This is a genomic window from Sphingomonas liriopis (genome assembly GCF_024211255.1).
GTDB lineage: Bacteria > Pseudomonadota > Alphaproteobacteria > Sphingomonadales > Sphingomonadaceae > Sphingomonas > Sphingomonas liriopis.
On record NZ_JAMLDY010000012.1, the window covers coordinates 1 to 24,843 of the forward strand.

General features: G+C 68.7%; 24 protein-coding genes and 1 tRNA gene. 14 read left to right on the top strand and 11 right to left on the bottom strand.

Annotated elements, in window-relative coordinates:
- Positions 1–271: 271 nt before the first annotated feature.
- The 7 genes from phoB to M9979_RS10905 form a co-directional block, all read right to left on the bottom strand.
- Entirely contained in the window at positions 272–964 is a 693-nt protein-coding gene (gene phoB / locus M9979_RS10875) for a phosphate regulon transcriptional regulator PhoB (protein WP_254289388.1), read from the bottom strand.
- Positions 964–1,656: a phosphate signaling complex protein PhoU gene (gene phoU, locus M9979_RS10880; protein ID WP_254289389.1), complete on the bottom strand. Its 693-nt coding sequence runs from the start codon at positions 1,654–1,656 to the stop codon at positions 964–966. The genes phoB and phoU overlap by 1 nt, the downstream gene beginning before the upstream one ends.
- Complete coding sequence (gene pstB / locus M9979_RS10885) at positions 1,656–2,417, bottom strand: phosphate ABC transporter ATP-binding protein PstB (protein ID WP_479725611.1); 762 nt, start codon at positions 2,415–2,417, stop codon at positions 1,656–1,658. Before pstB ends, phoU begins: the two co-directional genes overlap by 1 nt.
- Positions 2,411–3,667 (bottom strand): phosphate ABC transporter permease PstA, encoded by a 1,257-nt coding sequence (gene pstA, locus M9979_RS10890; protein WP_254289391.1) that lies wholly within the window; start codon positions 3,665–3,667, stop codon positions 2,411–2,413. Before pstA ends, pstB begins: the two co-directional genes overlap by 7 nt.
- Positions 3,660–5,036 (bottom strand): phosphate ABC transporter permease subunit PstC, encoded by a 1,377-nt coding sequence (gene pstC / locus M9979_RS10895; protein WP_254289392.1) that lies wholly within the window; start codon positions 5,034–5,036, stop codon positions 3,660–3,662. The genes pstA and pstC overlap by 8 nt, the downstream gene beginning before the upstream one ends.
- Before the next feature lie 157 nt (positions 5,037–5,193).
- On the bottom strand, positions 5,194–6,249 hold the full coding sequence (locus M9979_RS10900) for a substrate-binding domain-containing protein (RefSeq protein WP_254289393.1): 1,056 nt from the start codon (positions 6,247–6,249) through the stop codon (positions 5,194–5,196).
- A 55-nt stretch (positions 6,250–6,304) separates the two neighbouring features.
- Positions 6,305–7,531 carry an ATP-binding protein gene (locus tag M9979_RS10905; RefSeq protein ID WP_254289394.1) on the bottom strand — a complete coding sequence of 409 codons (1,227 nt, stop codon included), beginning with the start codon at positions 7,529–7,531 and terminating at the stop codon, positions 6,305–6,307.
- A 328-nt stretch (positions 7,532–7,859) separates the two neighbouring features.
- On the opposite strand from M9979_RS10905, the gene M9979_RS10910 reads away from it, so the two are divergent.
- Genes M9979_RS10910 through M9979_RS10925 form a run of 4 tightly spaced genes read left to right on the top strand, consistent with a single transcriptional unit; the run spans position 7,860 to position 10,412 of the window.
- The gene (locus M9979_RS10910; RefSeq protein ID WP_254289395.1) at positions 7,860–8,279 is read left to right on the top strand and encodes a hypothetical protein; all 420 of its coding nucleotides are present in this window, start codon (positions 7,860–7,862) and stop codon (positions 8,277–8,279) included.
- 5 nt (positions 8,280–8,284) lie between these two features.
- Positions 8,285–8,551 carry an HPr-rel-A system PqqD family peptide chaperone gene (locus M9979_RS10915; protein WP_254289396.1) on the top strand — a complete coding sequence of 89 codons (267 nt, stop codon included), beginning with the start codon at positions 8,285–8,287 and terminating at the stop codon, positions 8,549–8,551.
- On the top strand, positions 8,548–9,402 hold the full coding sequence (locus tag M9979_RS10920; RefSeq protein WP_254289397.1) for an HprK-related kinase A: 855 nt from the start codon (positions 8,548–8,550) through the stop codon (positions 9,400–9,402). Before M9979_RS10915 ends, M9979_RS10920 begins: the two co-directional genes overlap by 4 nt.
- Positions 9,387–10,412 (top strand): nucleotidyltransferase domain-containing protein, encoded by a 1,026-nt coding sequence (locus M9979_RS10925; RefSeq protein ID WP_254289398.1) that lies wholly within the window; start codon positions 9,387–9,389, stop codon positions 10,410–10,412. The genes M9979_RS10920 and M9979_RS10925 overlap by 16 nt, the downstream gene beginning before the upstream one ends.
- Positions 10,413–10,691: 279 nt before the next feature.
- On the opposite strand, the gene M9979_RS10930 is transcribed toward M9979_RS10925, so the two are convergent.
- Entirely contained in the window at positions 10,692–11,384 is a 693-nt protein-coding gene (locus M9979_RS10930) for an HAD-IA family hydrolase (protein WP_254289399.1), read from the bottom strand.
- A 63-nt stretch (positions 11,385–11,447) separates the two neighbouring features.
- Here M9979_RS10930 and glmU point away from each other — a divergent pair, with 63 nt between their 5' ends.
- The 9 genes from glmU to M9979_RS10975 all read left to right on the top strand — a co-directional run bounded on the left by glmU (position 11,448) and on the right by M9979_RS10975 (position 22,236).
- A complete protein-coding gene (gene glmU / locus M9979_RS10935) occupies positions 11,448–12,800 on the top strand; it encodes a bifunctional UDP-N-acetylglucosamine diphosphorylase/glucosamine-1-phosphate N-acetyltransferase GlmU (protein WP_254289400.1) in 1,353 nt (450 codons plus the stop codon).
- A 30-nt stretch (positions 12,801–12,830) separates the two neighbouring features.
- Complete coding sequence (locus M9979_RS10940; RefSeq protein WP_277998520.1) at positions 12,831–13,178, top strand: ribbon-helix-helix domain-containing protein; 348 nt, start codon at positions 12,831–12,833, stop codon at positions 13,176–13,178.
- On the top strand, positions 13,175–13,543 hold the full coding sequence (locus M9979_RS10945; protein WP_254289401.1) for a PIN domain-containing protein: 369 nt from the start codon (positions 13,175–13,177) through the stop codon (positions 13,541–13,543). The genes M9979_RS10940 and M9979_RS10945 overlap by 4 nt, the downstream gene beginning before the upstream one ends.
- 15 nt (positions 13,544–13,558) lie before the next feature.
- Entirely contained in the window at positions 13,559–15,382 is a 1,824-nt protein-coding gene (gene glmS / locus M9979_RS10950; RefSeq protein WP_254289402.1) for a glutamine--fructose-6-phosphate transaminase (isomerizing), read from the top strand.
- A gap of 14 nt (positions 15,383–15,396) precedes the next feature.
- Complete coding sequence (locus tag M9979_RS10955; RefSeq protein ID WP_340689067.1) at positions 15,397–16,590, top strand: FAD-dependent oxidoreductase; 1,194 nt, start codon at positions 15,397–15,399, stop codon at positions 16,588–16,590.
- Positions 16,591–16,617: 27 nt separating this feature from the next.
- Positions 16,618–17,532: an ROK family protein gene (locus M9979_RS10960; protein WP_254289403.1), complete on the top strand. Its 915-nt coding sequence runs from the start codon at positions 16,618–16,620 to the stop codon at positions 17,530–17,532.
- A gap of 48 nt (positions 17,533–17,580) precedes the next feature.
- Complete coding sequence (locus M9979_RS10965) at positions 17,581–19,485, top strand: EAL domain-containing protein (protein ID WP_254289404.1); 1,905 nt, start codon at positions 17,581–17,583, stop codon at positions 19,483–19,485.
- A complete protein-coding gene (locus tag M9979_RS10970) occupies positions 19,485–21,371 on the top strand; it encodes an ATP-binding protein (protein WP_254289405.1) in 1,887 nt (628 codons plus the stop codon). Before M9979_RS10965 ends, M9979_RS10970 begins: the two co-directional genes overlap by 1 nt.
- Positions 21,372–21,663: 292 nt before the next feature.
- A complete protein-coding gene (locus M9979_RS10975) occupies positions 21,664–22,236 on the top strand; it encodes a hypothetical protein (protein WP_254289406.1) in 573 nt (190 codons plus the stop codon).
- 196 nt (positions 22,237–22,432) lie between these two features.
- On the opposite strand, the gene nusG is transcribed toward M9979_RS10975, so the two are convergent.
- The 3 genes from nusG to M9979_RS10990 all read right to left on the bottom strand — a co-directional run bounded on the left by nusG (position 22,433) and on the right by M9979_RS10990 (position 23,684).
- Complete coding sequence (gene nusG, locus M9979_RS10980; RefSeq protein ID WP_037534189.1) at positions 22,433–22,969, bottom strand: transcription termination/antitermination protein NusG; 537 nt, start codon at positions 22,967–22,969, stop codon at positions 22,433–22,435.
- Positions 22,970–22,978: 9 nt separating this feature from the next.
- Positions 22,979–23,176 (bottom strand): preprotein translocase subunit SecE, encoded by a 198-nt coding sequence (gene secE / locus M9979_RS10985; protein WP_017979500.1) that lies wholly within the window; start codon positions 23,174–23,176, stop codon positions 22,979–22,981.
- A 432-nt stretch (positions 23,177–23,608) separates the two neighbouring features.
- Positions 23,609–23,684: transfer RNA gene (locus M9979_RS10990), tRNA-Trp, on the bottom strand.
- Between the two features lie 125 nt (positions 23,685–23,809).
- Here M9979_RS10990 and M9979_RS10995 point away from each other — a divergent pair.
- Complete coding sequence (locus M9979_RS10995; protein WP_254289407.1) at positions 23,810–24,829, top strand: alpha/beta fold hydrolase; 1,020 nt, start codon at positions 23,810–23,812, stop codon at positions 24,827–24,829.
- Positions 24,830–24,843: the final 14 nt, after the last annotated feature.

The window sequence follows — 24,843 nt, forward strand, 5'->3', positions numbered from 1 at the left end:
GGGAACCGGACGAACCCGATCCGACAGCCGGCCGCCGGGGTGGGGGTGGCCACCCCCACCCCGGCTCCGCATCCTACGCGGCAAACCAACTCTACGTCATTCCACTAAGACGAGGGCGAACGGTGTGGGTGGGGGCGATCCGCGGAGCGGAACCCGGGCGCGACAGGAAGCACCGCCGATCCGGCAAGCACAACACCTCTGCGTCCTCCGCGCCTCCGCGCGCAAAAACCCTTTGTTTCTTCGCGGCTTCGCGGCTTCGCGCGAAAACCCCTTATGCCCCGGAATCGAGCGAATAGCCCGCCGAGCGCACCGTGCGGATCAGGTCGGGGCGGTCGCCGATGTTGATCGCCTTCCGCAAACGGCGGATGTGGACGTCGACGGTGCGGCTCTCGATGTCGCTGTCGTGGCCCCAGACCGCGTCGAGCAGGCGTTCGCGGCTGAACACCCAGCCGGGATGCTCTAGGAAATGCTTGAGCAGGCGGAATTCGGTCGGTCCCAGCGGCACGACCTCGCCCGAGCGGCGGACCTTGTGCCCCACCGTGTCCATCTCGATGTCGTCATAGGTCAGCGCCTCGCCGGCCAATGCAGGCCGGACGCGGCGCAGGACGGCGCTGACGCGGGCGACGAGTTCGCGCGGCGAGAAGGGCTTGGTGACGTAATCGTCGGCGCCCGTTTCCAGCCCGCGGATGCGATCCTCCTCCTCGCCGCGCGCGGTGAGCATGATGATCGGCACGTTCTGCGTCTCGGTCATCCGGCGCAGGCGGCGGCAGACCTCGATCCCCGAAAGTCCCTCTACCATCCAGTCGAGCAGGACGATGTCGGGCGCCTTTTCCTTGGCGAGCAGCAGCGCCTCCTCGCCATCGGGGGTGTGCGCGACCTCGAAATCCTCGCGCTTGAAATGATAGATCAGCAGTTCGGCGAGGGCGGCATCGTCCTCGACCAGCAGCATCGATGCGCGGGCCATCAGCGTGTTTCCTTGTCCGGGCCGCCGCGATCGCGGTCGGCCATCTGGGTTCCGGTCGCGGCGAAATAGACCATCTCGGCGACGTTGGTGGCGTGGTCGCCGATCCGCTCGAGGTTCTTGGCGACGAACAGCAGGTGCGCGACCTGGCTGATCGTGCGCGGGTTCTCGACCATATAGGTCACCAGCGTGCGGAAGATGCTGTCGTAGAAATCGTCGAGCGCAGCGTCGCTTTCGACCACGCGCACCGCCGCCTCCGCATCGCGCGCGGCGAAGGCGTCGAGCGCGTGGCGGACCATGTCGCTCGCCATCCGCGCCATCGCCGGCAGCAGCGAGATCGGCTCGATCCGGTGTTCGCCGTCGATGGAGGGCACGCGCTTGGCGATGTTCTTGGCATAGTCGCCGATGCGTTCGACGACGGCGGCGATCTTGAGCGCGGCGACCACCTCGCGCAGGTCGACCGCCATCGGCGCGCGCAGCGCGATGATCCGCACCGCGAGCCGCTCGACCTCCGCCTCGATCGCGTCGATCGCCTTGTCGTCGGCGCGCACCCGCGCGGCAAGTTCGGGGTCGGGGCGGGCGAGCGCCTGCATCGCCTGGCCGATCGCATCCTCGGCGAGGCCGCCCATCTGCGAGATCATGCCGCGCAGCTGCCCGATATCGGCGTCGAACGCCTTGACCGTATGGTCTGCCATTATCCGTACCGTCCGGTGATGTAATCGCGGGTGCGTTCCTCCCGCGGGTTGGTGAAGATGTCGCCCGTCCGCCCGAACTCGACCAGCTGGCCGAGGTGGAAGAAGGCGGTCTGCTGCGAGACGCGCGCCGCCTGCTGCATGTTGTGCGTGACGATCACGATCGCGTAGCGGCCCTTCAGCTCGTGGATCAGCTCCTCGATCTTGGCGGTCGCGATCGGGTCCAATGCGCTGCACGGTTCGTCCATCAGGATGACCTCGGGATCGACCGCGATCGCGCGCGCGATGCACAATCGCTGCTGCTGGCCGCCCGACAAAGCGGTGCCGCTGTCGGTCAGGCGATCCTTGACCTCGTCCCATAAACCGGCGCGGCGCAGCGACTGTTCGACCAGCGCGTCGAGGTCGGCGCGTGCGGTGGCGAGGCCGTGGATGCGCGGGCCGTAGGCGACGTTTTCGTAGATCGATTTCGGGAAGGGATTGGGCTTCTGGAACACCATGCCGACGCGCGCGCGCAGCTGCACCACGTCCATGCCGCTGGCGTAGATGTCCTCGCCGTCGAGCAGGATCTCGCCCGACACGCGCGCGGATGCGACGGTGTCGTTCATGCGGTTCAATGTGCGCAGGAAGGTCGACTTGCCGCAGCCCGAGGGTCCGATGAAGGCGAGGACATTGTCCTGGTCGACGTCGATCGAGACGTGGTCGATCGCCTGTTTGGCGCCGTAGAAGACGCTGACGTCGCGCGCGGAAATCTTGGGGGTCACCAGCGGGTCTCGAATCGGTTGCGGAAATAGATGGCGAGGCCGTTCATCGCGAGCAGCACGACGAGCAGCACGATGATCGCCGCCGAGGTCTTCTCGACGAAGCCGCGATCGACCTCGTCCGACCACAGGAAGATCTGCACCGGCAGCACCGTGGCGGGATCGGTGAGGCGCGACGGCGGTGCGGCGATGAAGGCGCGCATGCCGATCATCAGTAGCGGCGCGGTCTCGCCCAATGCACGCGCCATGCCGATGATCGTGCCGGTCAGGATGCCGGGCAGCGCGAGGGGGAGGACATGGTCGAACACGACCTGCACCGGCGACGCGCCGACCGCGAGCGCGGCATCGCGCACCGACGGGGGGACCGCCTTGATCGCGTTCCTGCCGGCGATGACGATCACCGGCATCGTCATCAGCGCGAGCGTCAGCCCGCCGACCAGCGGCGCCGATCGGGGGAGGTGGAAGGTGCCGAGGAAGACCGCCAGCCCGAGCAATCCGAAGATGATCGACGGCACCGCGGCGAGGTTGTTGATCGATACCTCGATCAGGTCGGTCCAGCGGTTCCGCGGTGCATATTCCTCGAGGTAGAGCGCGGCCAGCACGCCGATCGGGAAGGCGAGGCCGATCGTCACCGCCATCGTCAGCAGCGACCCCTTGAGCGCGCCCCAGATGCCGACCCGCGTCGGATCGGTCGCATCGGCGGTGGTGAGGAAGCCGCGGCTCCATCCGGTCGACAGGACTCCGCGCGCCTGCAGTCGCGCGACCTGCGCCTCGGCGTCGGGGTTGCCGTCGTGCTTGGCGGCGACGTCGATCGCGCTCGCCACCGGCACCGCCAGCGTCGCGCGGCGGTCCAGCAGCGTCGGGTCGCGCTTGATCGCATCGCGTACCGCGAGCCATGCGCCGTCGGACAGCAATGCGGCGCCGTTCGAACCGTAGGCCCGCGTCGCGGCGCGATCGACCGCGGCTTCCAGTCCGGCACCCGCCAGCGCGAGGTCGGCGCCGCGACCCTTCACCTGCGCCGGCGTCACCGCGAGATTCGCCTGCGCGACGTCGATCGGCAACGCGATCCGCGTCTCGCGGAAGCCGCTCGTCCCCTGCCACAGCATGCTGGCGAGCAGGAAGGCGAGGAACCCCGCCGACAGCCACACCGCGGCGAGGCCCGTCAGCCGGAACCGCCGTTCCGCCGCATAGCGCCGCCGCGTGCGGCGATGCACCTCCGCGGCCGTCCAGTCGGTGGGCTGGCGGGGCTCAGTCATACGCTTCCCGATACCGCTTCACGACGGTCAGCGCGACGATGTTGAGCGCCAGCGTGATGACGAACAGGGTGAGGCCCAGCGCGAAGGCGGCGAGCGTCTTGGCGCTGTCGAACTCCGCCTCGCCGGTCAGCAGGTCGACGATCTGCTTGGTGACCGTGGTGGTGCTGGCGAAGGGATTGGCGGTCAGCGTCGCGACGCCGCTCGCCGCCATGACGACGATCATCGTCTCGCCGATGGCGCGGCTGACCGCGAGCAGGATGCCGCCGACGACGCCGGGGAGGGCGGCGGGCAGGATCACCCGCCGGATCGTCTCCGATTGCGTCGCGCCCATCGCGAGGCTGCCGTCGCGCATCGATGCGGGGACCGCGGCGATCGAATCGTCGGCCATCGACGAGACGAACGGGATAATCATGATCCCCATCACCGCGCCCGCCGCCAGCGCGCTTTCCGACGAGGCATTGGCGATGCCGAGCGCGACGCCCAGCTGCCGCACCGCCGGCGCGACGGTCAGCGCGGCGAAATAGCCGTAGACGACGGTCGGCACGCCGGCGAGCATCTCCAGCACCGGCTTCATCCAGCGGCGGGTGGCGGGATGGGCATATTGCGTCAGGTAGATCGCGCTCATCAGCCCGAACGGGATGGCGACCGCCATCGCGATCACCGCGCCGATGAAGAACGTGCCCCAGAACAGCGGCACCGCGCCCAGGCTCGCGCCGGGATCGCTTGGCGAGATCACCTGCGGGCTCCAGTGCGTGCCGAACAGGAAATCGCCGATCGGCACGATTCCGAAGAAGCGCGCGGATTCGTACAGGAGCGACGCGACGATGCCGACCGTGGTCAGGATCGCGATCAACGAAGCGGCGAGCAGCAGCAGCATGACGACGCGCTCGACCTGCGTCCGCGCCGCGAAGGCGGGCCGCACCCGCGTGAAGGCGAGTGCGCCGCATACGCAGGCGAGCAGCAGCGCCACCGCGGTCGCGATCCCGTCGTAGCGTGCCTGCGCCGCGGCGTAGGCGGGGGCGAGCGTCGCGGACAGATCGTGGAACGCGCCATGGCTGCGTCCGGCGGCGAGCGCGCGCGCCTCCGACAGGATCGACGCGCGTTCGAAGCCGGGCGGCGGCAGCGCGGCGGCGGCGGGAGTGGCGATCACCGCATCGGTGACCAGCGCCGGCGCGGTGAGGCTCCATACGGCGAGGAAGATCAGCGGCGGCACCAGCGCACAGATGCCGACGAAATAGCCGTAATGGACGGGCAGCGCCGTGAACCGCGCGACGCCCGGCTTGCGGAACGTCGCCGCCCGCATCCGCGCGGCGAGCCAGCCGATAAGGGCAAGGCCGAATACGACGAAGACGATGGCGAGGTTGCTCATGCGGCGACGCTCGCCAAGAATACCCCGTCACCCCGGACGTGTTCCGGGGTCCACCGGGCCGCAGGCGCCGGACAAGAGGCTCCAGCCGTATGCCCCGCCGCGGAGTGGACCCCGGAACAAGTCCGGGGTGACGGGGAAATTGGGGTGACCGTTCGGCTCACAACGACAACTCCGCCGGATCGAGCGGCGTCTGCCGCGCGATCACCGCCGTCGCCTTCGCGCGCACCGCCGCCGGCGCCGCGATCAGCCCGCGGCGGACCAGCGGCCCATCCGGTCCCCAAGCCCCGGCGTAGAGCTTCAGGAACGTCGCCAGCCCGGGGATCGCGTGCAGGTGCGCCACCTTGACGTAGACGTACAGCGGCCGCGACCCCGGATAGCGGCCGTCGGCGATCGTCGCATAGGTCGGCTTGACCCCGTCGATCGCGACGCCGACGACGCTGCGCGCATTCTGTTCGAGGTAGGAATAGCCGAACACGCCGATCGCATCGGGATTGGCGGCGAGCTTCTGGACGATCAGATTGTCGTTCTCGCCCGCGTCGATATAGGCGCCGTCCTCGCGCACCCGCGTGCATAGCGCCTTGTGCGCGTCGGGATCCGTCGTCGCCAGCGCCTTTGCGTGTGGGTCTACCGCCTCGCACCCGCGGGTCAGGATCAGTTCGGCGAGGGCGTCGCGCGTCCCGCTGGTCGCGGGCGGGCCATAGACCTGGATCGGCGTCGCGGGCAGCGTGGGATCGACGTCGCGCCAGACCTTCGCGGTATTGGGCCGCCCCAGCGGCCGCGCCGCCAGCGCGCGGTACAGGATCGCCGGGGTCAGCATCATGCCCCGCCCGTTCTTCGACTCGGCAAATGCGATGCCGTCGATGCCGATCTGCACCTCCATCACCGCGCCGACGCCGTTGCGCTGGCAGGCGGCATATTCGCCGCGCTTCATCCGGCGCGAGGCGTCCTCGATATCGGGATGGCCCGCGCCGACGCCGGCGCAGAACAGCTTCATGCCGGCGCCCGTGCCGGTCGATTCGATCACCGGCGCGCGCGCATCGGGATTGTCGGCGACGAAGCGTTCGGCGACGAGCGTGGTGAAGGGATAGACGGTCGACGATCCGACCACGGTGATCTGGTCGCGCGTGCCGCCGCCGCCGCCGTTCGCCTGGTCCCGGCAGCCCGCGAGGCACAGCGCCCCGCCGAACAGGAAGCCTAGGAAAAGAGCGCGCATCGGGTCCCCAACGGCGACTCGGGCGTCGCCACGGTCCGCCTGTGTGACGGTTCCGTTACCCTTTGATGACAGCAGCTCCGGCAAGCGCGTCGGCGGGAGGAATCGCGACGGTGACCGTGGTGCCGACGCCGACCTTGCTGGCGATATCGAGCCGGCCGCGATGCCGCTCGACGATATGCTTGACGATCGCGAGGCCGAGGCCCGTGCCGCCGACGCTGCGGCTGCGCCCGGCATCGACGCGGTAGAAACGCTCGGTCAGTCGCGGGATGTGCTGCGGCGCGATGCCCTCGCCCTCGTCGGTGACCGCGAGCTGGAGCAGCCCCGACCGGTTGAGCCCCAGGGTCACCGTCACCGGCGTCCCCGGCCGGCCGTATTTCATCGCATTGCCGATGAGATTGTGGAGCAGCTGCGACAATTGCGCCTCGTCGCCGACGATGGCCGGCAGGGCGGGATCGATGGTGATGCCGACCTCCCCCGCCCGGGGTCCGCGCGCCGCCGCGATCTCCGCCGCGACGTCCTCGAGCAATTCACCGAAGTCGAGCCGTTCGCCGGGCAGCCGGTATTTCTCCGCCTCGATCCGGGAGAGCGAGATGAGATCCTCGACCAGCCGCTGCATCCGCTGTGCCTCGTCGAACATCACCTTCAGGAACCGCGCACGCAGCGCGGGGTCCTCGCCCGCCTCCTCGTTCAGCGTCTCGAGAAAGCCGAGGATCGAGGCGAGCGGCGTGCGCAGTTCGTGGCTGGCGTTGGCGACGAAATCGACGCGCATCTTTTCGGCGGCGTAATTGCCGCTACGGTCGACCAGATGGACGATGCGCGCGCCGTCGCCGGTCTCGCCGGTGCGCATCTCCCAGCGCTGGTCGGGGGTGCCGAGGCCGACCAGCTCGACCGGCCGACCGGGCAGCGGCGCCGCCGATCCCAGCCGGTCGGCGGCGGCGGGGTGGCGGATCGCGACGCGCACGTCTTCGCCGACGATATGACGGCCCAGCACCGCCTTCGCCGCGGCATTGGCGCAGGTGACGATGCCGGCGCGCACCAGCAGCACCGGTTCGGCGATGACGTCGAGCACCTCGCCGAGCAGCAGATTGGCGTCGGGTCCGCTGTGTCCGGCCGCCGCCTGCTCCTGATCGCCGCGTCCCATCGCCGCCAGCGCCGCCGCGACCGCGCCGACGAAGGCGACCGCCGCACCATCGGCTCGCCCGTCGACCAGATACACGCCGACCCCCACGCCAAGTGCGATGCCCAGTGCACCGCTGAACCGTTGGGCGAATCGGGATATCATGCGGCCATGGCTAGCCGAGGATGGGGCGGGCGGGGAGGGGCTTGCTGATTCCGTTGATAGGCCAGGCTGTCATCCAGGTTCGGGTGGTGGGCTGACCGTGCACCACTACCTCGTCACCCCGGACTTGTTCCGGGGTCCACCGGGCCGCTAGCGCATCGCTCGAACTCAAGCCGTTCGCCTCGCCGCACAGTGGACCCCGGAACAAGTCCGGGGTGACGAAGGAAGCGGGAAACCGCCGTGCCAGCCAACAGAGTCCCGCATCGGCACGGCCCGCGCGCTTGCCAGTGGTTAGCGAATATGAAAGGCAGATCGCGCTAGCAGGGGTGCCATGAGCGACGAACCGCCGATCGACGGCCACGACCAGATACCGGCGGACGCCGCGCCCGTGGCGAACCGCCGCCGCGTGCTGATGCTCGGTGCGGTCACCGCGGGCGCGGTCGTGTCGATCCGCCCGGCGCTGGCGCAGACCGCGGGATCGGTGATGAACTGCGAGATACCGGTGCCCGAGCCGGGGCGCGGCGGCTTCATCGATGCGGCGGGCAACATCGTCCCTTCCGGCACCAAGGGTGCCTTCCCGGCGGCCTCGCGTCCGTTCAAGGGCGAAGAGGTCAAGCGCGCACTCGCCGGCGGGCAGCTGCCGGGCACGACCTACGAAAGCAACCGCGCCTACGTCAGCTATATCCGCCGGTTGCAGCGCGGACAGGGTGGCTTCACCTGCTTCGCCTCGTTGCAGATGCCGCGCGGCTGACGCCGGTGCGCTATCGCGCGCCGCCGCCGGAGGCATTGCTGACCGCCGATCTCGACGCCTTCGCCGCGGTGTTCCATCGCCCGTCGGGGATTACCCATCTGCTCGCCAGCCCCGCGCGCGAAATCCTCGCCGCGCTCGTCGACGCGCCGCTCGACCTCGATGGCGTGCTCGCCGCGCTCTCCGATCGGTTCGACATCGCGGACGCGTCGCGCGCGGCGCTGGCGGCGCGGCTCGACGAACTCGTGGGCGTGGGGCTCGTCGAAGCCGCATGAGGCACGTCTTCTGCGTGCGGATCGGCCCGATCGGCTTTCGGGTGGGCAGCGACTGGCGCGCGCCCATCGATGCGCTGTCCGACCTGTATCGCTACTACCCCGCGCCCAACCTGCCCGATTTCACCGTCCGGCTGGAGGCGACGCGGCCGTGGCGGCGCTGGATCCGCCCGTCGATCGCCATCGCGGGCGACTATACGCTGCCCGAAGCGGCACCGCTGCCGCTCGCGCAGGGGCTGCTCGCCGCGGAGATGGCGATGAACCTGCAGCTGGCGCTGGGCGGGCGGCGCTACCTGCTGCTCCACGCCTCCTGCGTCGAGCGCGACGGGCAGGCGGTGCTGATGACCGGCGAATCGGGCGCGGGCAAATCGACGCTGGCGACGCTGCTCGCGGCGAAGGGCTGGCGGTTCATGGGCGACGAATTCGCGCTGATCGATCCCGACACCGGCCTCGTCCACGCCTTCCCGCGGCTCATCAGCCTCAAGAACGCCGGCATCGCCGCCGCGCTCGCTGCGCGGCCCGACGCGCGGTTCGGCCCCTTGCTTAAGGATACGCCAAAGGGCGACATCCGCCACATGGTGCCCGATGCGCTCAGCGTCGGCGCGATGGACGAACCGGCGCGGCCGGCGCTGCTGCTCTACCCGCACTACGGCGCCGCGAGCGAGACGCGCGGCGTGCCGGCGTCCGAATCGTTCGTCCGCCTGACCCAGGCATCGACCAATTACGTCGCGATGGGCGAGGCGGGGTTCGGCGCGCTCGCCCGGCTGGTGCGCGAGACGCCCGCGCACGCGATCGACTATCCCGACGGTGCCGCCGCGGTCGCGCAGGTGGAGGCTTTGTGGCGGACGCGCTGATCCTCGCCCGCGCGCTCGCCGATCCCCAGTCGCTCGCGCTCGACACCGACTGGACCGGCCTCGTCACGATGGCGCGCGCCGAGCAGTTGCTGGGGACGCTGGCGTGGCGGCTCGACGGGCTGCCGCTGCCCGAGGATGTCGCCGTGCTGCTCGCCGATGCGCGCGCCGCGGCGGAGAACGGGCGCCGCGCCGCGTTGTGGGAAGCCGAGATGGCGCGCCGCGCGCTGGCGCCGCTCGGCTGCCCGGTCGTGCTGCTGAAAGGCACCGCCTTCGCCGCCGCCGGCCTGTCGGCGGCCAGGGGGCGGTCGATCGGCGACCTCGACATTTTGGTGCCGCGCGCGTCGCTCGACGCGGTCGAGGCGGCGCTGCTCGCCGCGGGGTGGGAATGGGTGAAGCCCGATCCCTATGACGACGCCTATTACCGCCGCTGGATGCACGAGCTGCCGCCGCTGATCCACCGCGACCGCGACCGGATGATCGACGTCCACCACACGATCCTGCCGCTCACCGCGCGGGTGACGCCCGACGCCGCCGCGCTGCTGGCGGACGCGCGGGCCCTCGGCAACGGGCTGTCGGTGCTGTCGCCGGAGGGCATGATCGTCCACGCCGCCGCGCATCTGTTCGCCGACGGCGATTTGGCGGGGGGCCTGCGCAACCTGTGGGATATCCACTGCCTGCTGTGCGAGGGACTGGAGGACGACCCCGATTTCGCCTTGTCCGTGATCGAAGAGGCGGCGCGCCACCAACTCGATGCGGCGACCGCGCTTGCCCTGCGGCTGACGCACCAGATGTTCGGCACTCCGGTGAAGTCTTATACGCATCCCGCCCGGCTGGACCTGAAGCCCCGGCCGCTCGATCGCCTCTACCGTCGCCGTTTGCTCGCGCGCGACGACTGGGGCCGCCCGACGCGGCCCTTTACCCGGTTCGCCTTCTACGTCCGCTCGCACTGGCTGCGCATGCCGCCCGCGATGCTCGCGCGGCACCTTTGGACCAAGTGGCGGCGCGGGTAGCCCCACACCCTCCGTCACCCCGGACGTCTTCGAGGCCTCTGCGAAACCCTATCCGTGCTCCCGCGCAGGCGGGAGCCCAGGAGCCCCGAGCCCTATAAGCCGTTGCTTTGCTTGGCTCTGGGCTCCCGCTTGCGCGGGAGCACTGGAGGGGGTGCGGACTTCTGCAGAAATCTCGACGTGTTCCGGGGTCCATCCCGCGGCGAGGCGCATGGCCAGAGGCGTGAGCGCAACGCCGGCAGCCCGGTGGACCCCGGAACAAGTCCGGGGTGACGGTTGGCCTTATCGCTCCGCCAACCGTTCCAGCGTCGGGATCAGTTCATCATAGCCGTCGATGACCGCATCGGCCCCCAGTCCCGCCACCGGCTGCATCAGGAAGCCGAACGAACACGCCACCGTCGGCAGCCCCGCCGCCTTGCCCGCCTCGATATCGAAGATCGAATCGCCGATGAACGCCGCCGTCCCGCCGCCGCAGCGCGCCAGCATCTCGTAGATCGGCTTGGGGCTGGGCTTGGCGTTGCCCGGCCCCATCGTGTCGCCGCCGATGATGCAGTCGAACCGCGCCGTCAGGTCGAGCGCGCCCAGCACCTTCCTCGCCAGCCCCTCCAGCTTGTTGGTCACCACCGCCAGCCGCGCGCCCCGCGCCGCCAGCACATCCAGCGCGTCGAGCACGCCCGGATAGGGGCGCGTCAGCACCGCGATATGCTCTTCGTAATAGCCGAGCAGCCGCCGGTGCAGCATGTCGAGCGTCGCCTCGTCGCAGCCGCCGGTCGCCGCCATCCCCTGCGCCAGCATGTGCCGCGCGCCGCCGCCGATCATCGGCTTGACCTGTTCGACGGTCAGCAACGGCCGTCCGACCGATCCCAGCGCATGGTTGACCGCCGCGGCCAGATCGCCGCTGGTGTCGAGCAGCGTCCCGTCGAGGTCGAACCCGACGATGTCGAAGGGCGCGGGCACGGATGAATTCGTCGTCATAGACCCGCGGCGGTGACCGCTCGCTCTGGAAATGGCAAGCCTTCCATGGCAGGCGGCGTTCCCATGACCACTCCTCTCGCCGTCATCATCCTCGCCGCGGGCAAGGGCACGCGGATGAAATCCGACCTGCACAAGGTGCTGCATCCGATCGCCGGCCGGCCGATGCTGCTCCACCTGATCGACAGCCTGAACCGGGCGGGCGCCAGCCGCCGCGTCGTCGTGGTGGGCGCGTCGGGCGAACAGGTCGAGGCGGCGGTGGCGGCGACCGGCGTCGAGATCGCCTGGCAGCGCGAACAGCTCGGCACCGCGCATGCCGCGTTGCAGGCGAAGGAGGCACTGGCCGATTTCGATGGCATCGCGATCGTATGCTTCGGCGACACGCCGCTGCTCGCCACCGACACCGTCGCACGGCTCGCGGCGCGGCTGGAGGCGGCGGATGCGCCAACGGTAGCGGTGCTCGGCTTCCGCCCCGCCGATACGCGCGCGTACGGCCGCGTCATCGCCGACGCCGATGGCACGATCCGCAAGATGGTCGAATACAAGGACGCCGGCGCCGACGAGCGCGCGGTCGACCTGTGCAATTCGGGCGTCACCGCGGTGCGCACGCGCGACCTGTGGCGATTGCTCGAGGCGGTCGGCAACGACAATGCCGCGGGCGAATATTACTTGCCCGACGTGGTGACGCTGGCGATCGCCGGGGGCGGCCGCGCGGTGGCGATCGAGACGGGCGAGGACGAAGTCGCCGGCATCAACAGCCGCGGCGAACTGGCCGCGGTCGAGGCGGGCTGGCAGGCGGCGCGCCGCGCCCGCGCGATGGCCGACGGCGCGACGCTGATCGCACCCGACACCGTGTGGTTCAGCCACGACACGGTGCTCGGCCGCGATGTGGTGATCGAGCCCAACGTCGTTTTCGGTCCCGGCGTGTCGGTCGCCGACGGCGTCGTCATCCATGCCTTCAGCCATATCGAAGGCGCGACGATCGGCGCGCATGCGGAGGTCGGCCCCTACGCCCGCCTGCGCCCCGGCGCGACGCTCGGCACGAAATCGAAGGTCGGCAATTTCGTCGAGATCAAGAAGGCGGTGCTGGGCGAAGGTGCCAAGGTCAACCACCTGTCCTACATCGGCGATGCCGAGGTCGGCGCGAAGGCCAATATCGGTGCCGGCACGATCACCTGCAATTACGACGGCTTCTTCAAATACCGGACGCAGATCGGCGCGGGCGCGTTCATCGGCTCCAACTCCGCGCTCGTCGCGCCGGTATCGGTCGGCGACGGCGCGATCGTCGCGGCGGGATCGGTGCTGACCAAGGACGTCGAAGCGGGCGCTCTGGCGCTCGTCCGCCCGCCGCAGGTCGCCAAGCCCGGCTGGGCGATCCGTTTCCGCGAGACGATGGCGGCGCGTAAACGACAACATTGACATGATATCGCCATATGATATCGCAATATCATGCGAACGTTGATCGACCTTCCTGAAGACGACATGAAGTGGCTCGATCAGCGTGCCGCTGAGCAGGGAAAGTCGCGCGCTGCACTGGTGCGTGAGGCTGTCACGCAATATCGCGCCGAAACGCCCCAGTCCAAGGACATGAGCTGGCTGGACGATGCTTTCGGCATATGGAAGGATCGCACCGATATCGGCGATGCGGTGGAATGGCAGCGCCGCGAGCGCGCGTCGTGGACACGGCCATGGGATGACGATTACGAGGACGTGAAAGCCGAATTTCCCGACCTGTTCGATGCCGAGGACGACCGGCAGCGGCAGATTTATCTTGATATGAAGAGCGGACGTTTGTGACGGCGTTTTCGTTCGACAGCAATATTCTGATCGATGCGCTGAATGGTCACGAAGGGGCGCGCGCGGAAATCGCACGCGCGACGCAACGGCACATCAGTCGGGTAACCTGGATCGAGGTGCTGTCGAAAGTCGAAGATGGCCGATTACCCGTGGTGAGCCGGTTCCTCGATCGTTTTCAGATCGATGAGCTGGATGCCGTCATCGCCCGCCGTGCCGCGGCGTTGCGACGCGAGCGGCAGCGATTGAAGCTCGCCGACTCGGTCATCCTTGCGTCGGCGCAAGAACACGGTCGTATCCTCATAACCCGCAATACCAAGGATTTTCCGGTCGCCATGCCGGGAATCCGTGTCCCCTACACCCTCTGAAGGCAGTCCCAGTCTATGTGTGGAATCGTTGGAATCGTCGGGACGGAAGACGTCGCGGATCGCCTGCTCGACGGGCTCAAGCGCCTCGAATATCGCGGCTATGATTCGGCGGGCATCGCCACCGATCATGACGGCGCGATCGAGCGTCGTCGCGCCAGTGGCAAGCTCGTCAACCTCGCCAGAGAACTCGCCGCACATCCGCTGCCCGGCACCACCGGTATCGCGCATACGCGCTGGGCAACGCACGGCGGCCCGACGACCAACAATGCCCACCCGCATGCGACCGAGGAAGTCGCGGTCGTCCACAACGGCATCATCGAGAATTTCAAACCCTTGCGGGACGAACTGATCGCGCGCGGCCGCGTCTTCACCAGCGAGACCGACACCGAAGTCGTCGCACACCTCATCAGCGAGAAGGTCGAGGCGGGGATCGAACCCGCCGCCGCGGTGCGCGAGGTACTGCCGCGGCTGCACGGCGCGTTCGCGCTCGCGATCCTGTTCCGCAAGCATCCCGAACTGCTGATCGGCGCGCGGCTCGGCTCGCCGCTGGTCGTCGGCCATGGCGACGGTGAGACCTATCTCGGTTCCGACGCGCTCGCGCTCGCGCCGCTGACCCAGCGCATCGCCTATCTGGAAGAGGGCGACTGGGTCGTCTGCACGAAGGACGGCGCGCAGGTCTACGATCGCGACAACCAGGCGGTCGAGCGGCCGGTCACCATCTCCGGCGTCACCGGCGACCTCGTCAGCAAGGGCAATCACCGCCATTACATGCTGAAGGAGATCTACGAACAGCCGATCGTCGTCGCGCAGACGTTGCGTTCGTACCTGCAGCGGATGGAGGAGCGCGTCACGCTGCCGATCCCCGACTTCGACCTCGCCGGGATCAAGCGCGTGACGATCGTCGCCTGCGGCACCAGCTTCTATGCCGGCATGGTCGCCAAATACTGGTTCGAACAATTCGCGCGCGTGCCCGTCGACCTCGATGTCGCATCCGAATTCCGCTACCGCGCGCCGGTGATGGAGCCGGGCGGCCTGATGATCGTCATCAGCCAGTCGGGCGAGACCGCCGACACGCTCGCCGCGCTGCGCCACGCCAAGGCGGAAGGGCAGACGATCGCCGCGGTGGTCAACGTTCCGACCAGCAGCATGGCGCGCGAGGCGGACCTGCTGCTTCCAACCCACGCCGGGCCGGAGATCGGCGTCGCCAGCACCAAGGCGTTCACCTGCCAGCTTGCGGTGCTCGCCGCGCTCGCCGCCAACCTCGCCCGTGCCAAGGGCAAATTGTCGCCAGCCGACGAACGCGCGCTGGTCAAGCATCTGGCCGAGGCGCCCGCCGCGATCAACGGCGCGCTGGCCTATGACGAGGCGATCGAGGCGATGGCGGGCGTCGTCGCCTCGGCGCGCGACGTCCTGTACCTCGGCCGCGGCACCGATTACCCGCTGGCGCTGGAAGGCGCGCTGAAGCTCAAGGAGATCAGCTACATCCACGCCGAAGGCTATGCCGCCGGCGAGATGAAGCACGGCCCCATCGCGCTGATCGACGAGAACGTCCCCGTCATCGTCATCGCCCCCTCCGGTCCGCTGTTCGACAAGACGGTCAGCAACATGCAGGAGGTGCAGGCGCGCGGTGGCAAGGTCGTGCTCATCAGCGATTACGACGGCATCCAGGCGGCGGGCGAGGGCTGTATCGCGACGATCACCATGCCCAAGGTCCACCCGCTGATCGCGCCGCTGGTCTATGCGGTGCCGGTGCAGCTGCTCGCCTATCATGTCGCCGTCGCCAAGGGCACCGACGTCGATCAGCCGCGCAACCTCGCGAAATCGGTGACCGTCGAATAGCCACGCTGCGCACCATCGCGGTCGCCGGCTGCGGGCCGGCAGGGCTCGCGGCGGCGCTGCTGCTCGCGCGCGACGGGCATCGCGTCACCATCGTCGAGCGGTTCGATGCACCGGCGCCGATCGGTTCGGGGCTGATGATCCAGCCGACCGGGCTGGCGGTGCTGCGCGCGCTCGGGCTGGAGGCGACGCTGGTCGCGCGCAGCGCGCGAATCGACCGGTTGTTCGGACAGGCGAACGGCCGCACCGTGCTCGACGTCGCCTATGCGACGCTGGGGCAGGCCGGGCTGTGCGGCTTCGGCGTGCACCGCGCGACTTTGTTCGCGGTGCTGCACGACGCGGTGACCGCGGCGGGCATCCCGATCGAGACGGGGCGGGCGATCGCCGGCAGCGACATGACGAGCGGCAACCGCCGCTGCCTCGTCTTCGCCGACGGCGCGCGCTCCGCGCCGTTCGACCTGATCGTCGATGCGCTCGGCACCCGCACGCCGCTGGCGCCGCCTTGCGGTCGCGAACTCGGTTACGGCGCCGTGTGGGCCAGCCTGCGCGCGGTGCCCGGTTTCGCGGGCGATGCGCTCGAACAGCGCTACCGGCGCGCGAGCACGATGGCGGGGGTGCTGCCGATCGGCCGGTCGCCGGGGGCGGAGGCGGATCAGGCCGCGTTCTTCTGGTCGATCCGCGCGGATCGCGTCGCCGCGTGGCGCGACGCCGGGCTGGATGCGTGGAAGGACGAGGTCCGCGCGCTGTGGCCGGCGACCACGCCGCTGCTCGACCAGATCGCCGAGCGCGATCAGCTGACCTTCGCGCGCTACGCGCACCGCACGCTGCCGACACCGGTCGGACCCGCGATGATCCACATCGGCGATGCCTGGCATTCGGCCAGTCCACAGCTGGGGCAGGGGGCCAATATGGCGTTGCTCGATGCCTATGCGCTGGCCAAGGGACTGCGCGAGAGCGACGACGTTGCGGCCGGCCTCGCCGCCGCGGTCGCGCTGCGCCGCCGCCACGTCCGCCTGTATCAGGCGCTGACCGCATTGTTCACCCCGGTCTATCAGTCCGACAGCCGCCTGCTGCCGTTCGTCCGCGACCGGCTGGTCGGGCCGCTGTCGGGACTGTGGCCGGCGAACCGCATCCAGGCGGCGATGGTCAGCGGCCTGATCGGATCGCCGCTCGCGCCGCTCGCTCTCGCTTCGTCCGGTTTTGTCCGCTAACCACCGTTTTCGAAGGAGAAGACAATCGTGGTCAGCGTCCCCCCTCTCGTCGCCGGGATCGAACTGGGCGGGACCAAGATCGTCTGCCTGCTCGCGCGCGGGCCGGATGATATCGAGGATCGAGTCCAGCTGCCCACGACGCGCCCCGACGAGACGCTCGCCGCCATCGAGACCGTGCTCGACGGCTGGGGCCGCTTCGATGCGCTCGGCATCGCCAGCTTCGGGCCGATCTCGATCGACCATGCGTCCGCCGACTATGGCCATGTCACCTCGACGCCCAAGCCGCATTGGGCGGGGACCGATGTCGCGAAACGCCTCGCCGCGCGCTACGAGGTGCCGACCGGCTTCCACACCGACGTCGTCGGCGCCGCGCTCGCCGAGGCGCGCTGGGGCGCCGCCAAGGGATTGAAGGACGTCGCCTACGCCACCGTCGGCACCGGCATCGGCGTCGGGCTGATCGCCGGCGGCGTGCCGGTCGACGGCCTCACCCACAGCGAATTCGGCCATCTCCGCCCGCAGCGGCTCTCGGGCGACGACTGGATGGGCATCTGTCCCTTCCACGGCAGTTGCCTGGAGGGGCTCGCTGCCGGCCCGGCGATCGGCGCGCGCGCCGGCTGCAGGGGCGAGGAGATCGGCGCCGACGATCCGGTCTGGGATCCGATCGCGCACGTCCTCGGTCAGCTGTGCCACACGCTCGTCCTCACCGGCGTGCCGCGGCGGATCGTGATGGGCGGCGGCGTGATGGTCGGCAACGACCACCTCTTCCCGCGCATCCGCGCCGCGATGGTGCAGAGCCTCGCCGGCTATATCGCGCTTCCCGAGATCGCCGAGCCCGGCTTCGTCGTGCCGCCCGCGCTCGGCGGCAATGCCGGGCCACTCGGCGCGATCGTGCTGGGCGGCCAGGCGCTCGAGGGGCAGCTGAAGGCGTTTACGGCGTCTTAACCGTGTCCGCTTACTCCCTCGTCAACCATAAGAGGGAAGTCTGCACCCATGACCGTCGTCGCCGCCCCGAAGCGCCTCCTGATCGTCGACGACGAGCCGGCGATGCACGACAGCTATGCGCGCAGCTTCGCCGCGCAACGCGGCGCGGCGGAGGATGCGCTGGGCGCGATGGCCGCCGAGCTGTTCGGCGACGACGCCCCCGACGCGGCGGACGAGGCGGAGGCGTTCGACCTCACCCATTGCCACCAGGGCCTCGACGCGGTCGCCGCGGTCGAAGCCGCACTCGCCGCCGGCACGCCCTATGCCGTCGCCTTCATCGACGTCCGCATGCCGCCCGGCATCGACGGGCGCGAGACCGCGCGCCGCATCCGGGCGCTCGATCCCGAGATCAACCTGTGCATCGTCACCGGGTTCAGCGACTTCTCGCCGATCGAGATCAGCAAGGTCGCCGGCCCCGCCGACAAGATCTTCTACATCGCCAAGCCGTTCGAGGTCGCCGAGATCGTCCAGACCGCGACCGCGCTCGCGCACCGGTGGGAGGTCGATCGCGAACTCGCCGCCGCCCGCGCGCAGCTCGCCGCACAGATCGTCCAGCTCGAGGAACAGGGCGCCGAACTCGCCGCCAACGAAAGCCGCGCGATCCACATGGCGACGCATGATTCGCTGACCGACGCGCCCAACCGCCTCGCCTTCCTGCGCGCGCTCGGCGACCGTGCCAAGCGGCCGGGCCTGTTCGCGACCGCGATGTTCGACCTCGACCGGTTCAAGATCGTCAACGACACGCTCGGCCACCTCGCCGGCGACGCGCTGATCCGCGAAGTCTGCTCGATCCTCCACGCCCAGGCGCCCGAGGGCGCGGTCGTCGCGCGGCTCGGCGGCGACGAATTCGGCGTCCTGTTCGACACGCCCGGCGAAGAGGCGGCGGTGATGGCCTGCGACCGCATCGTCGCCGCCTGCGCCGGCACGCATCAGGTGTTCGGCAATTCGGTGCAGAGCGGCGCGTCCGCCGGCGTCGTTGTCGTCGAGGGCGCAGGGGTGTGCGATCCGATCGACGCGCTGCGCCGGTCCGACCTCGCGCTCAACGACGCCAAGCGTACCGGCCGCGGCATCACCCGCCTGTTCGACGAGAGCATGGACGAAGGCATCCGCTTCCGCCGCCGCGTCGAACAGGGCCTGTCGCAGGCGATCGACAAGGGCGAACTCAGCCTTGTCTACCAGCCGATCGTCAGCCGCGGCGAGCTGGAGGTGATCGGGTTCGAGGCGCTGGTGCGCTGGAATACCGAGGAATATGGCCCGATCAGCCCGGCGACCTTCATTCCGATCGCCGAGGAATCGAACGTCATTCACGAACTGGGCGACTGGATCCTCGACCAGGCGCTGGCGATGGTCCAGCGTTTCCCCGGTCAGTACGTCTCGGTGAACTTCTCGCCCCGCCAGTTCCGCCGCAGCAATTTCGTCGGCCACATCATGGAAAGCGTCCAGCGCGCCGGCGTATCGCCCGGCCGCGTCCAGATCGAGATCACCGAAACCGCGATCTTCGACGACGCCGAACGCGCCGCCGAGACGCTGTACAAGCTGCGCCAGATGGGTTTCCGCATTGCATTGGACGATTTCGGCACCGGCTATTCGTCGCTCTACAACATCCGCAAATTCGCGCTCGACAGCCTGAAGATCGACCGCAGCTTCATCGACGGCATGGGCCGCGAGCGCGAAAGCGCCGCGATCGTCCATTCGATCATCCACCTCGGCCGCGCGCTGGGGCTGGAGGTGATCGCCGAGGGCGTCGAGACCGAGGCGCAGGTGCAGGCGCTGCGCCTCGCCGGCGCCAGCCACATGCAGGGCTATTTCTTCTCGCGCCCCGTCGCGCCCGACCTCGCGATCGGCCTCGCCGAACAGCGCTTCCTCGGACAGGACGTCGCCGACGCGCCGCAGAGCAACGGAACCCACGGCTGATGCGCACGCCCCGGTCCCGGACCTGGTTCGGGGGGCGGCGACCGACGGGACCGGCATCGCTCGGTGCCAAGCTGGTCCTGATCCTGACCGCGGTCGGTGTCGCCGGCGCGCTCGGCATCACGCTGTTGCTCGCCAGCGTCATCACCCCCAATTTCAACGCGCTGGAGGCCAAGGCGGTCGGCGGTCACGTCGAGCGTACTCGCGCTGCGCTCGGCGAATATGCCGCCAAGGTCGAGAACGCCGTCCGCGACTATGGCGACTGGACGCAGAGCTACGATTATATGGCGGCGGCACCGTCCTCCGCCCCCGCGGCGACGTTCGAGCGTGACAGCTTCTCGCCGCTCGCGATGACCAACCTCGGCGTGCAGGGCATGGCCTATGTCCGTCCCGACGGCAGCATCCGCATCGCGCGCTGGCTCGATCCCGCGAGCGGCCGCGAACGCGCCGACCTGCGCGCCGCGATGATCGCCACCGCGACGCGCACCGATCTCGCCCGCGTCGTCGGGCGCAGCAATTCGGGCCATTTCTACGCGCGGCTCGGTCCCGTCGTCGCCGCGGTCGGCGTCGCGCAGGTGCGCCGCTCCGACGGCACCGGGTCCCCGCGCGGCTATGTGCTGATGGCGCGCCAGGTCACCTCGCGCCAATTGTCCGACCTGCTCCAGCTCGACGCGCGGATCGACCGTTCGGCGACCGGCGACCGCGAAGCCGTCGTCCCCGGCCGCCAGACGATGGGGATCGCGGTGCCGATCCCCGGCGTCGACGGCCATGCGATCGCCGCCGCGCGCTTCCACATCGTGCGCGACGTGTCGCTGCTCGGCCGCCGCATGCTGCTGCTCGCCGTCGCCGGGTCGACGCTGCTGCTGCTCATCGTCCTCGTCGTGCTGCGCCGGGTCATCGCGCGCCTCGTCCTCGCGCCGTTGCAGCGCGTCGAGCGCCACATGCAGCGCGTGCGCGCCTCGGGTGCGATGGCGCTGCTCGAGGACGATGGCCGCCGCGACGAATTCGGCTCGCTGGGCCGCAGCCTCAACGCCATGCTGTCGCAGCTGAAGGATTTGCGCGAACAGATCGAGGCGCAGAGCTTCGCGCTCGGCCGCAGCGAAAGCGCGGTCGCGGTGATGCACAACGTCCGCAACGCGCTCAACCCGATCAGCACGATCCTCAGCCAGGGCATCGCGCAGGCGCCGCCGATCGACCGCGCCACCGTCGAACGTGCGCTCGCCGAGCTGGGCCGCGACGACCTTCCCGCCGATCGCCGCGCCAAGCTCGCCGCCTTCGCCACCGCCGCGCTGTCCGCCGAGGTGCAGGGGCGCGAGGCGATGCGCGGCGAACTGCAGGTCGGGCGAGAGGCGATGGCGCACGTGCTGGAGATCATCGGCCAGCAGCAGAAACAGGCGCACGAACGCCCCGCCCTCGAACGCTGCGACCTCAGCGAGATCGTCGCGCGCAACGCCGCGATCGCGCGCTATTCCGACGCCGCCTCGATCGCGTTCAGCTTCCCCGCCGAACCGCAATTCGCGCTCGCCAACCGCGTCATCCTCAGCCAGGTGATCGGCAACCTGCTTGGCAACGCCGCCGAGGCGATCGCCGCCAGCGGGCGCGACAGCGGAAGCATCGGCGTCGCCATCCAGCCCGAGGACGACCGCATCGTCGTGCGCATCCGCGACGACGGCGAAGGCTTCGACGCCGCCACCGGCGCGACGCTGTTCCAGCGCGGCTTCTCGACCCGCGAACACAAATCGGGCGGCCTCGGCCTCCACTGGTGCGCCAATGCGATGAACGCGATGGACGGCAGCCTGCGCCTCGACAGCGAGGGCAGGGGCAAGGGCGCCGTCGCGATCCTGACGCTGAAGGCGGCGGAGGCGGTGGAAGTGGCGCAGGCGGCGTAAGGGGGGGCGATCGCGCCAACGCGACGCCCGCTTCAAAAAAAGGGCTTTCTTGGCCTCCAGAACCCTCCCGTCATCCGGGACGTGTTCGGTGGCCACCCCTTCGAGCAAGTAATAGCACGCGCTACACTGCATTGTGCTCCCGCGCAGGCGGGAGGCCAAGGTTCCAAAAACAATCGGACGCTGGTCTGCTGGACTCTGGGTTCCCGCCTGCGCGGGAACCGGCTATATGTTCAGCGTCCGGTGAAAACCCGCTTCCGGTTGCGGTGCTCCAATCGAGCAGTAAGCTTACGGGATGATCGACATGCCCGAGGTTCCTCCTGCATACGAGCAGGTTCTGACGCAGAAGCTGATACATTGCGGCCTGCATCACGGCGGCTTTACCGTGAAATACGAACGTGAACTGCAAAGCGTAGAGATCGTGATCGGCCAAGATGCAGGGGCAGCTACGAAGCACTTTGACTGCATCAGAGAAGCTGCTGGCCACGAGATCGTCACCTTCGAAAACCCGGAATTGCACCAAGCGTATGAGGATCGGGTGTTCAAGGCACTAAGGCCAAAGATACTTGCGGATGCCCGAGCGGAACTCGAAAGACGCGGCGTCCTTCACAGCTTTCCCGAACGATCGAAATTCGCCTCCGACAAGCTATTTGCTGAAGCGTTAGAACGGCAATGCGGCATGAAGCCGGGCTCGTTTTTCGTCGAAAGCCAATCGGGCCTGATTGGCCAGCCTAAGCCGGGACGTCAGAGCAAAGCCGACGAAGAGAGAACGGCCTGCCTCATGGCGGCAATCATGTATGTCAGCGCAAAAGGTGAACCTTTTAAATTCGGTTTTGTAGGTAACGAAGCCATCCCGTCGGAAAGGTAACTTGCTCTTACCGGCTTGAGCGAACGTCGCCTTGATGCCCGATCCGTCCCGACCGCAGACCGGCGCCTTCCTGCCAATATCCACATATGCCTTTGACGCAGCAACGCGATAAGCCGGAGCGTCACCGCCCCGGCTTATCGGTATCGTTCAGTCTGGTCCGGGCCGCCCCGACGGATGGGTGCCATCCGCGTGCGGCTTACTTGCTGCGTTCGACCTGCTCGAAGTCCAGTTCCACCGGGGTGGCGCGGCCGAAGATCGATACCGACACCTTGACCTTCGACTTGTCGAAATCGAGTTCCTCGACGATGCCGTTGAAGCTTGCGAACGGGCCTTCGAGCACCTTGACCGCGTCGCCGATCTCGTAATCGACCTTGACCTTGGTCTTGGGTGCCGCGGCGGCCTCTTCCTTGCTGTTGAGCATGCGCGCGGCCTCGGCCTCGCTGATCGCCTGCGGCTTGCCCATGCTGCCGAGGAAGCCCGTGACCTTGGGCGTGTTCTTGACGAGGTGGTAGACGTCGTCGTTCATGTTGAGCTTGGCCAGCACGTAGCCGGGCATGAACTTGCGCTCGACCGCGATCTTCTTGCCGCGGCGGGCCTCGGTCACCGTCTCGGTGGGGACCTCGATCTGCTCGACCAGCTGCTCGAGGCCGAGCCGCGTCGCCTCCGCCATGATCGCGTCGCGGACCTTGCCCTCGAAGCCCGAATAGGCGTGAATGATGTACCAGCGCGCCATTGTGTACCCTTACTTCGCGAGCTTGAGCAGCGCCTGGACGACCGCGTTGAAGAACGTGTCGACGCCCAGGAAGAACAGCGCGAGGATCGTCGTCATGATGACCACCATGACGCCCGTCATGATCGTCTCGCGCCGGGTCGGCCAGACGACCTTCTTGGTCTCGGCCTGCACCTGACGGATGAATTCGATGGGGGTCGTCTTCGCCACTGTTTTTTCTCAGAACCCGCTGGAATCACGAAAATCCGTATCGCCGGGGCATAAGGCCGCTGCCGCTTCCCTCATGTGGGGAACCGGCGTGGCCCGTCCTTGGCTGTCGGATGGCCTGCGCAGATAGCCGCGCGGGCAGGCAAAGGCAAGGGCGGGGACGGGGGTGGCGAAGAGGGCGGCCGCCCGGCGTCAGTGGCCGTAGCGCTTGATGCCGCGACGGCGCAGTTTCTCGCGCTTGCGACGGCGCAGATGCAGGACGAGTGCGGGCACGCCGACCAAGAGCAGAACGCCGATGATGGCCATTACAAGCGTGTGTCGCGTAGCTTCGTCCATAACCTTCGATATAAACAGGCGTTAGGCCATCGTCACCGGTTACATGACGAAAATTTCATCGTTGCGGCGAACCGGCTGCTCGTTTCGGCGCCGGGAAACTGGCAGGAGTGCACGGACTCGAACCGTGGGCCCTCGGTTTTGGAGACCGATGCTCTACCAACTGAGCTACACTCCTGCAGCGCCGCGCCCTCTACCCGCCCGTTGAAAAAAGGGCAAGACGATCCTGTATCGAGTCGTCACGGGTGACGGCACGGCGCGATCCGATTATGCGAACGGGGGCGTGTAGGACAGGGGAAACTGATGCGCTCGATGAAAATAGGATCGCGCCTGGCGCTGGCGCTTGTCATCCTGCCGCTGACCGGCGCGGCCGATCCTGCGGCCGCGCCCGACTTCGGGGCGAATCTGGAGCGGTTCGCCTATCCGTGGCCGGTGCAGACGATGACGTTCGACGTCGTCGGCCAGCCGGCGACGATGGCGTTCATGGATGTCGCCCCGGCGCGGCCGAACGGGCGCAGCGTCGTGCTGCTGCACGGCAAGAACTTCTGCGGCGCGACGTGGGAGAGTACGGTGCGCGCGCTCACCGACAGCGGCTATCGCGTCCTCGTCCCCGACCAGATCGGCTTCTGCAAATCGGCCAAGCCGCGCGCCGCGCAGTACAGCTTCGAGATGCTGGCGTCGTTCACGCAGCGGCTGATGCAGTCGCGCGGCATCACGCGGGCGTCGGTGGTCGGCCATTCGATGGGCGGCATGCTCGCGATGCGCTTCGCCATCATGTACCCCGCGGCGGTCGAGCGGCTGGTGCTGGTCAATCCGCTCGGGCTCAAGGACCGGTCGGAAGAGGGGCTGCCCTACGTCGACGTCGACACCCTGTGGGCTGGCGAGAGGAAGACGAGCTACGCCAGCATCAAGGCGTATCAACAGCTCAATTATTATCATGGGACGTGGAAGCCCGCCTACGATCGCTGGGTGTGGATGCTCGCCGGCATGTATCAGGGGTCGGGTCGCGATACGGTGGCATTGGCGCAGGCGAAGACCAGCGAGATGATCAAGACGCAGGCGGTCGCGCACGAGCTGTACCGGATCAAGCCGCCGACGACGCTGATCGTCGGCACGCTCGACAAGACCGCCTTCGGCCGCGCGCAGACGCCGCCGGGGCTGCGGCAGTTCCTGCAGGCGATTCCGGTGGTGGCGGGCGAGGCGGTGAAGCAGATGCCGAACGCGACGCTGATCCGCCTCGACGGACTGGGTCATTCGCCGCAGGTCGAGGATCCGGCGCGGTTCGAACGGACGTTGCTGACGACGCTGGCGCCGCGCCGGTAGGGGCGGGAAGGCTT

Bases quoted from the DNA above. Each gene is read 5' to 3' on its own strand.
- M9979_RS10975 (WP_254289406.1), top strand. From the start codon at position 21,664: ATGATCGACATGCCCGAGGTTCCTCCTGCATACGAGCAGGTTCTGACG.
- nusG (WP_037534189.1), bottom strand. From the start codon at position 22,969: ATGGCGCGCTGGTACATCATTCACGCCTATTCGGGCTTCGAGGGCAAG.
- pstA (WP_254289391.1), bottom strand. From the start codon at position 3,667: ATGACTGAGCCCCGCCAGCCCACCGACTGGACGGCCGCGGAGGTGCAT.
- glmU (WP_254289400.1), top strand. From the start codon at position 11,448: ATGACCACTCCTCTCGCCGTCATCATCCTCGCCGCGGGCAAGGGCACG.
- M9979_RS10920 (WP_254289397.1), top strand. From the start codon at position 8,548: ATGAGGCACGTCTTCTGCGTGCGGATCGGCCCGATCGGCTTTCGGGTG.
- phoB (WP_254289388.1), bottom strand. From the start codon at position 964: ATGGCCCGCGCATCGATGCTGCTGGTCGAGGACGATGCCGCCCTCGCC.
- phoU (WP_254289389.1), bottom strand. From the start codon at position 1,656: ATGGCAGACCATACGGTCAAGGCGTTCGACGCCGATATCGGGCAGCTG.
- pstC (WP_254289392.1), bottom strand. From the start codon at position 5,036: ATGAGCAACCTCGCCATCGTCTTCGTCGTATTCGGCCTTGCCCTTATC.
- M9979_RS10900 (WP_254289393.1), bottom strand. From the start codon at position 6,249: ATGCGCGCTCTTTTCCTAGGCTTCCTGTTCGGCGGGGCGCTGTGCCTC.
- M9979_RS10905 (WP_254289394.1), bottom strand. From the start codon at position 7,531: ATGATATCCCGATTCGCCCAACGGTTCAGCGGTGCACTGGGCATCGCA.
- M9979_RS10965 (WP_254289404.1), top strand. From the start codon at position 17,581: ATGACCGTCGTCGCCGCCCCGAAGCGCCTCCTGATCGTCGACGACGAG.
- M9979_RS10995 (WP_254289407.1), top strand. From the start codon at position 23,810: ATGCGCTCGATGAAAATAGGATCGCGCCTGGCGCTGGCGCTTGTCATC.
- glmS (WP_254289402.1), top strand. From the start codon at position 13,559: ATGTGTGGAATCGTTGGAATCGTCGGGACGGAAGACGTCGCGGATCGC.
- M9979_RS10910 (WP_254289395.1), top strand. From the start codon at position 7,860: ATGAGCGACGAACCGCCGATCGACGGCCACGACCAGATACCGGCGGAC.
- M9979_RS10970 (WP_254289405.1), top strand. From the start codon at position 19,485: ATGCGCACGCCCCGGTCCCGGACCTGGTTCGGGGGGCGGCGACCGACG.
- M9979_RS10930 (WP_254289399.1), bottom strand. From the start codon at position 11,384: ATGACGACGAATTCATCCGTGCCCGCGCCCTTCGACATCGTCGGGTTC.
- M9979_RS10940 (WP_277998520.1), top strand. From the start codon at position 12,831: ATGCGAACGTTGATCGACCTTCCTGAAGACGACATGAAGTGGCTCGAT.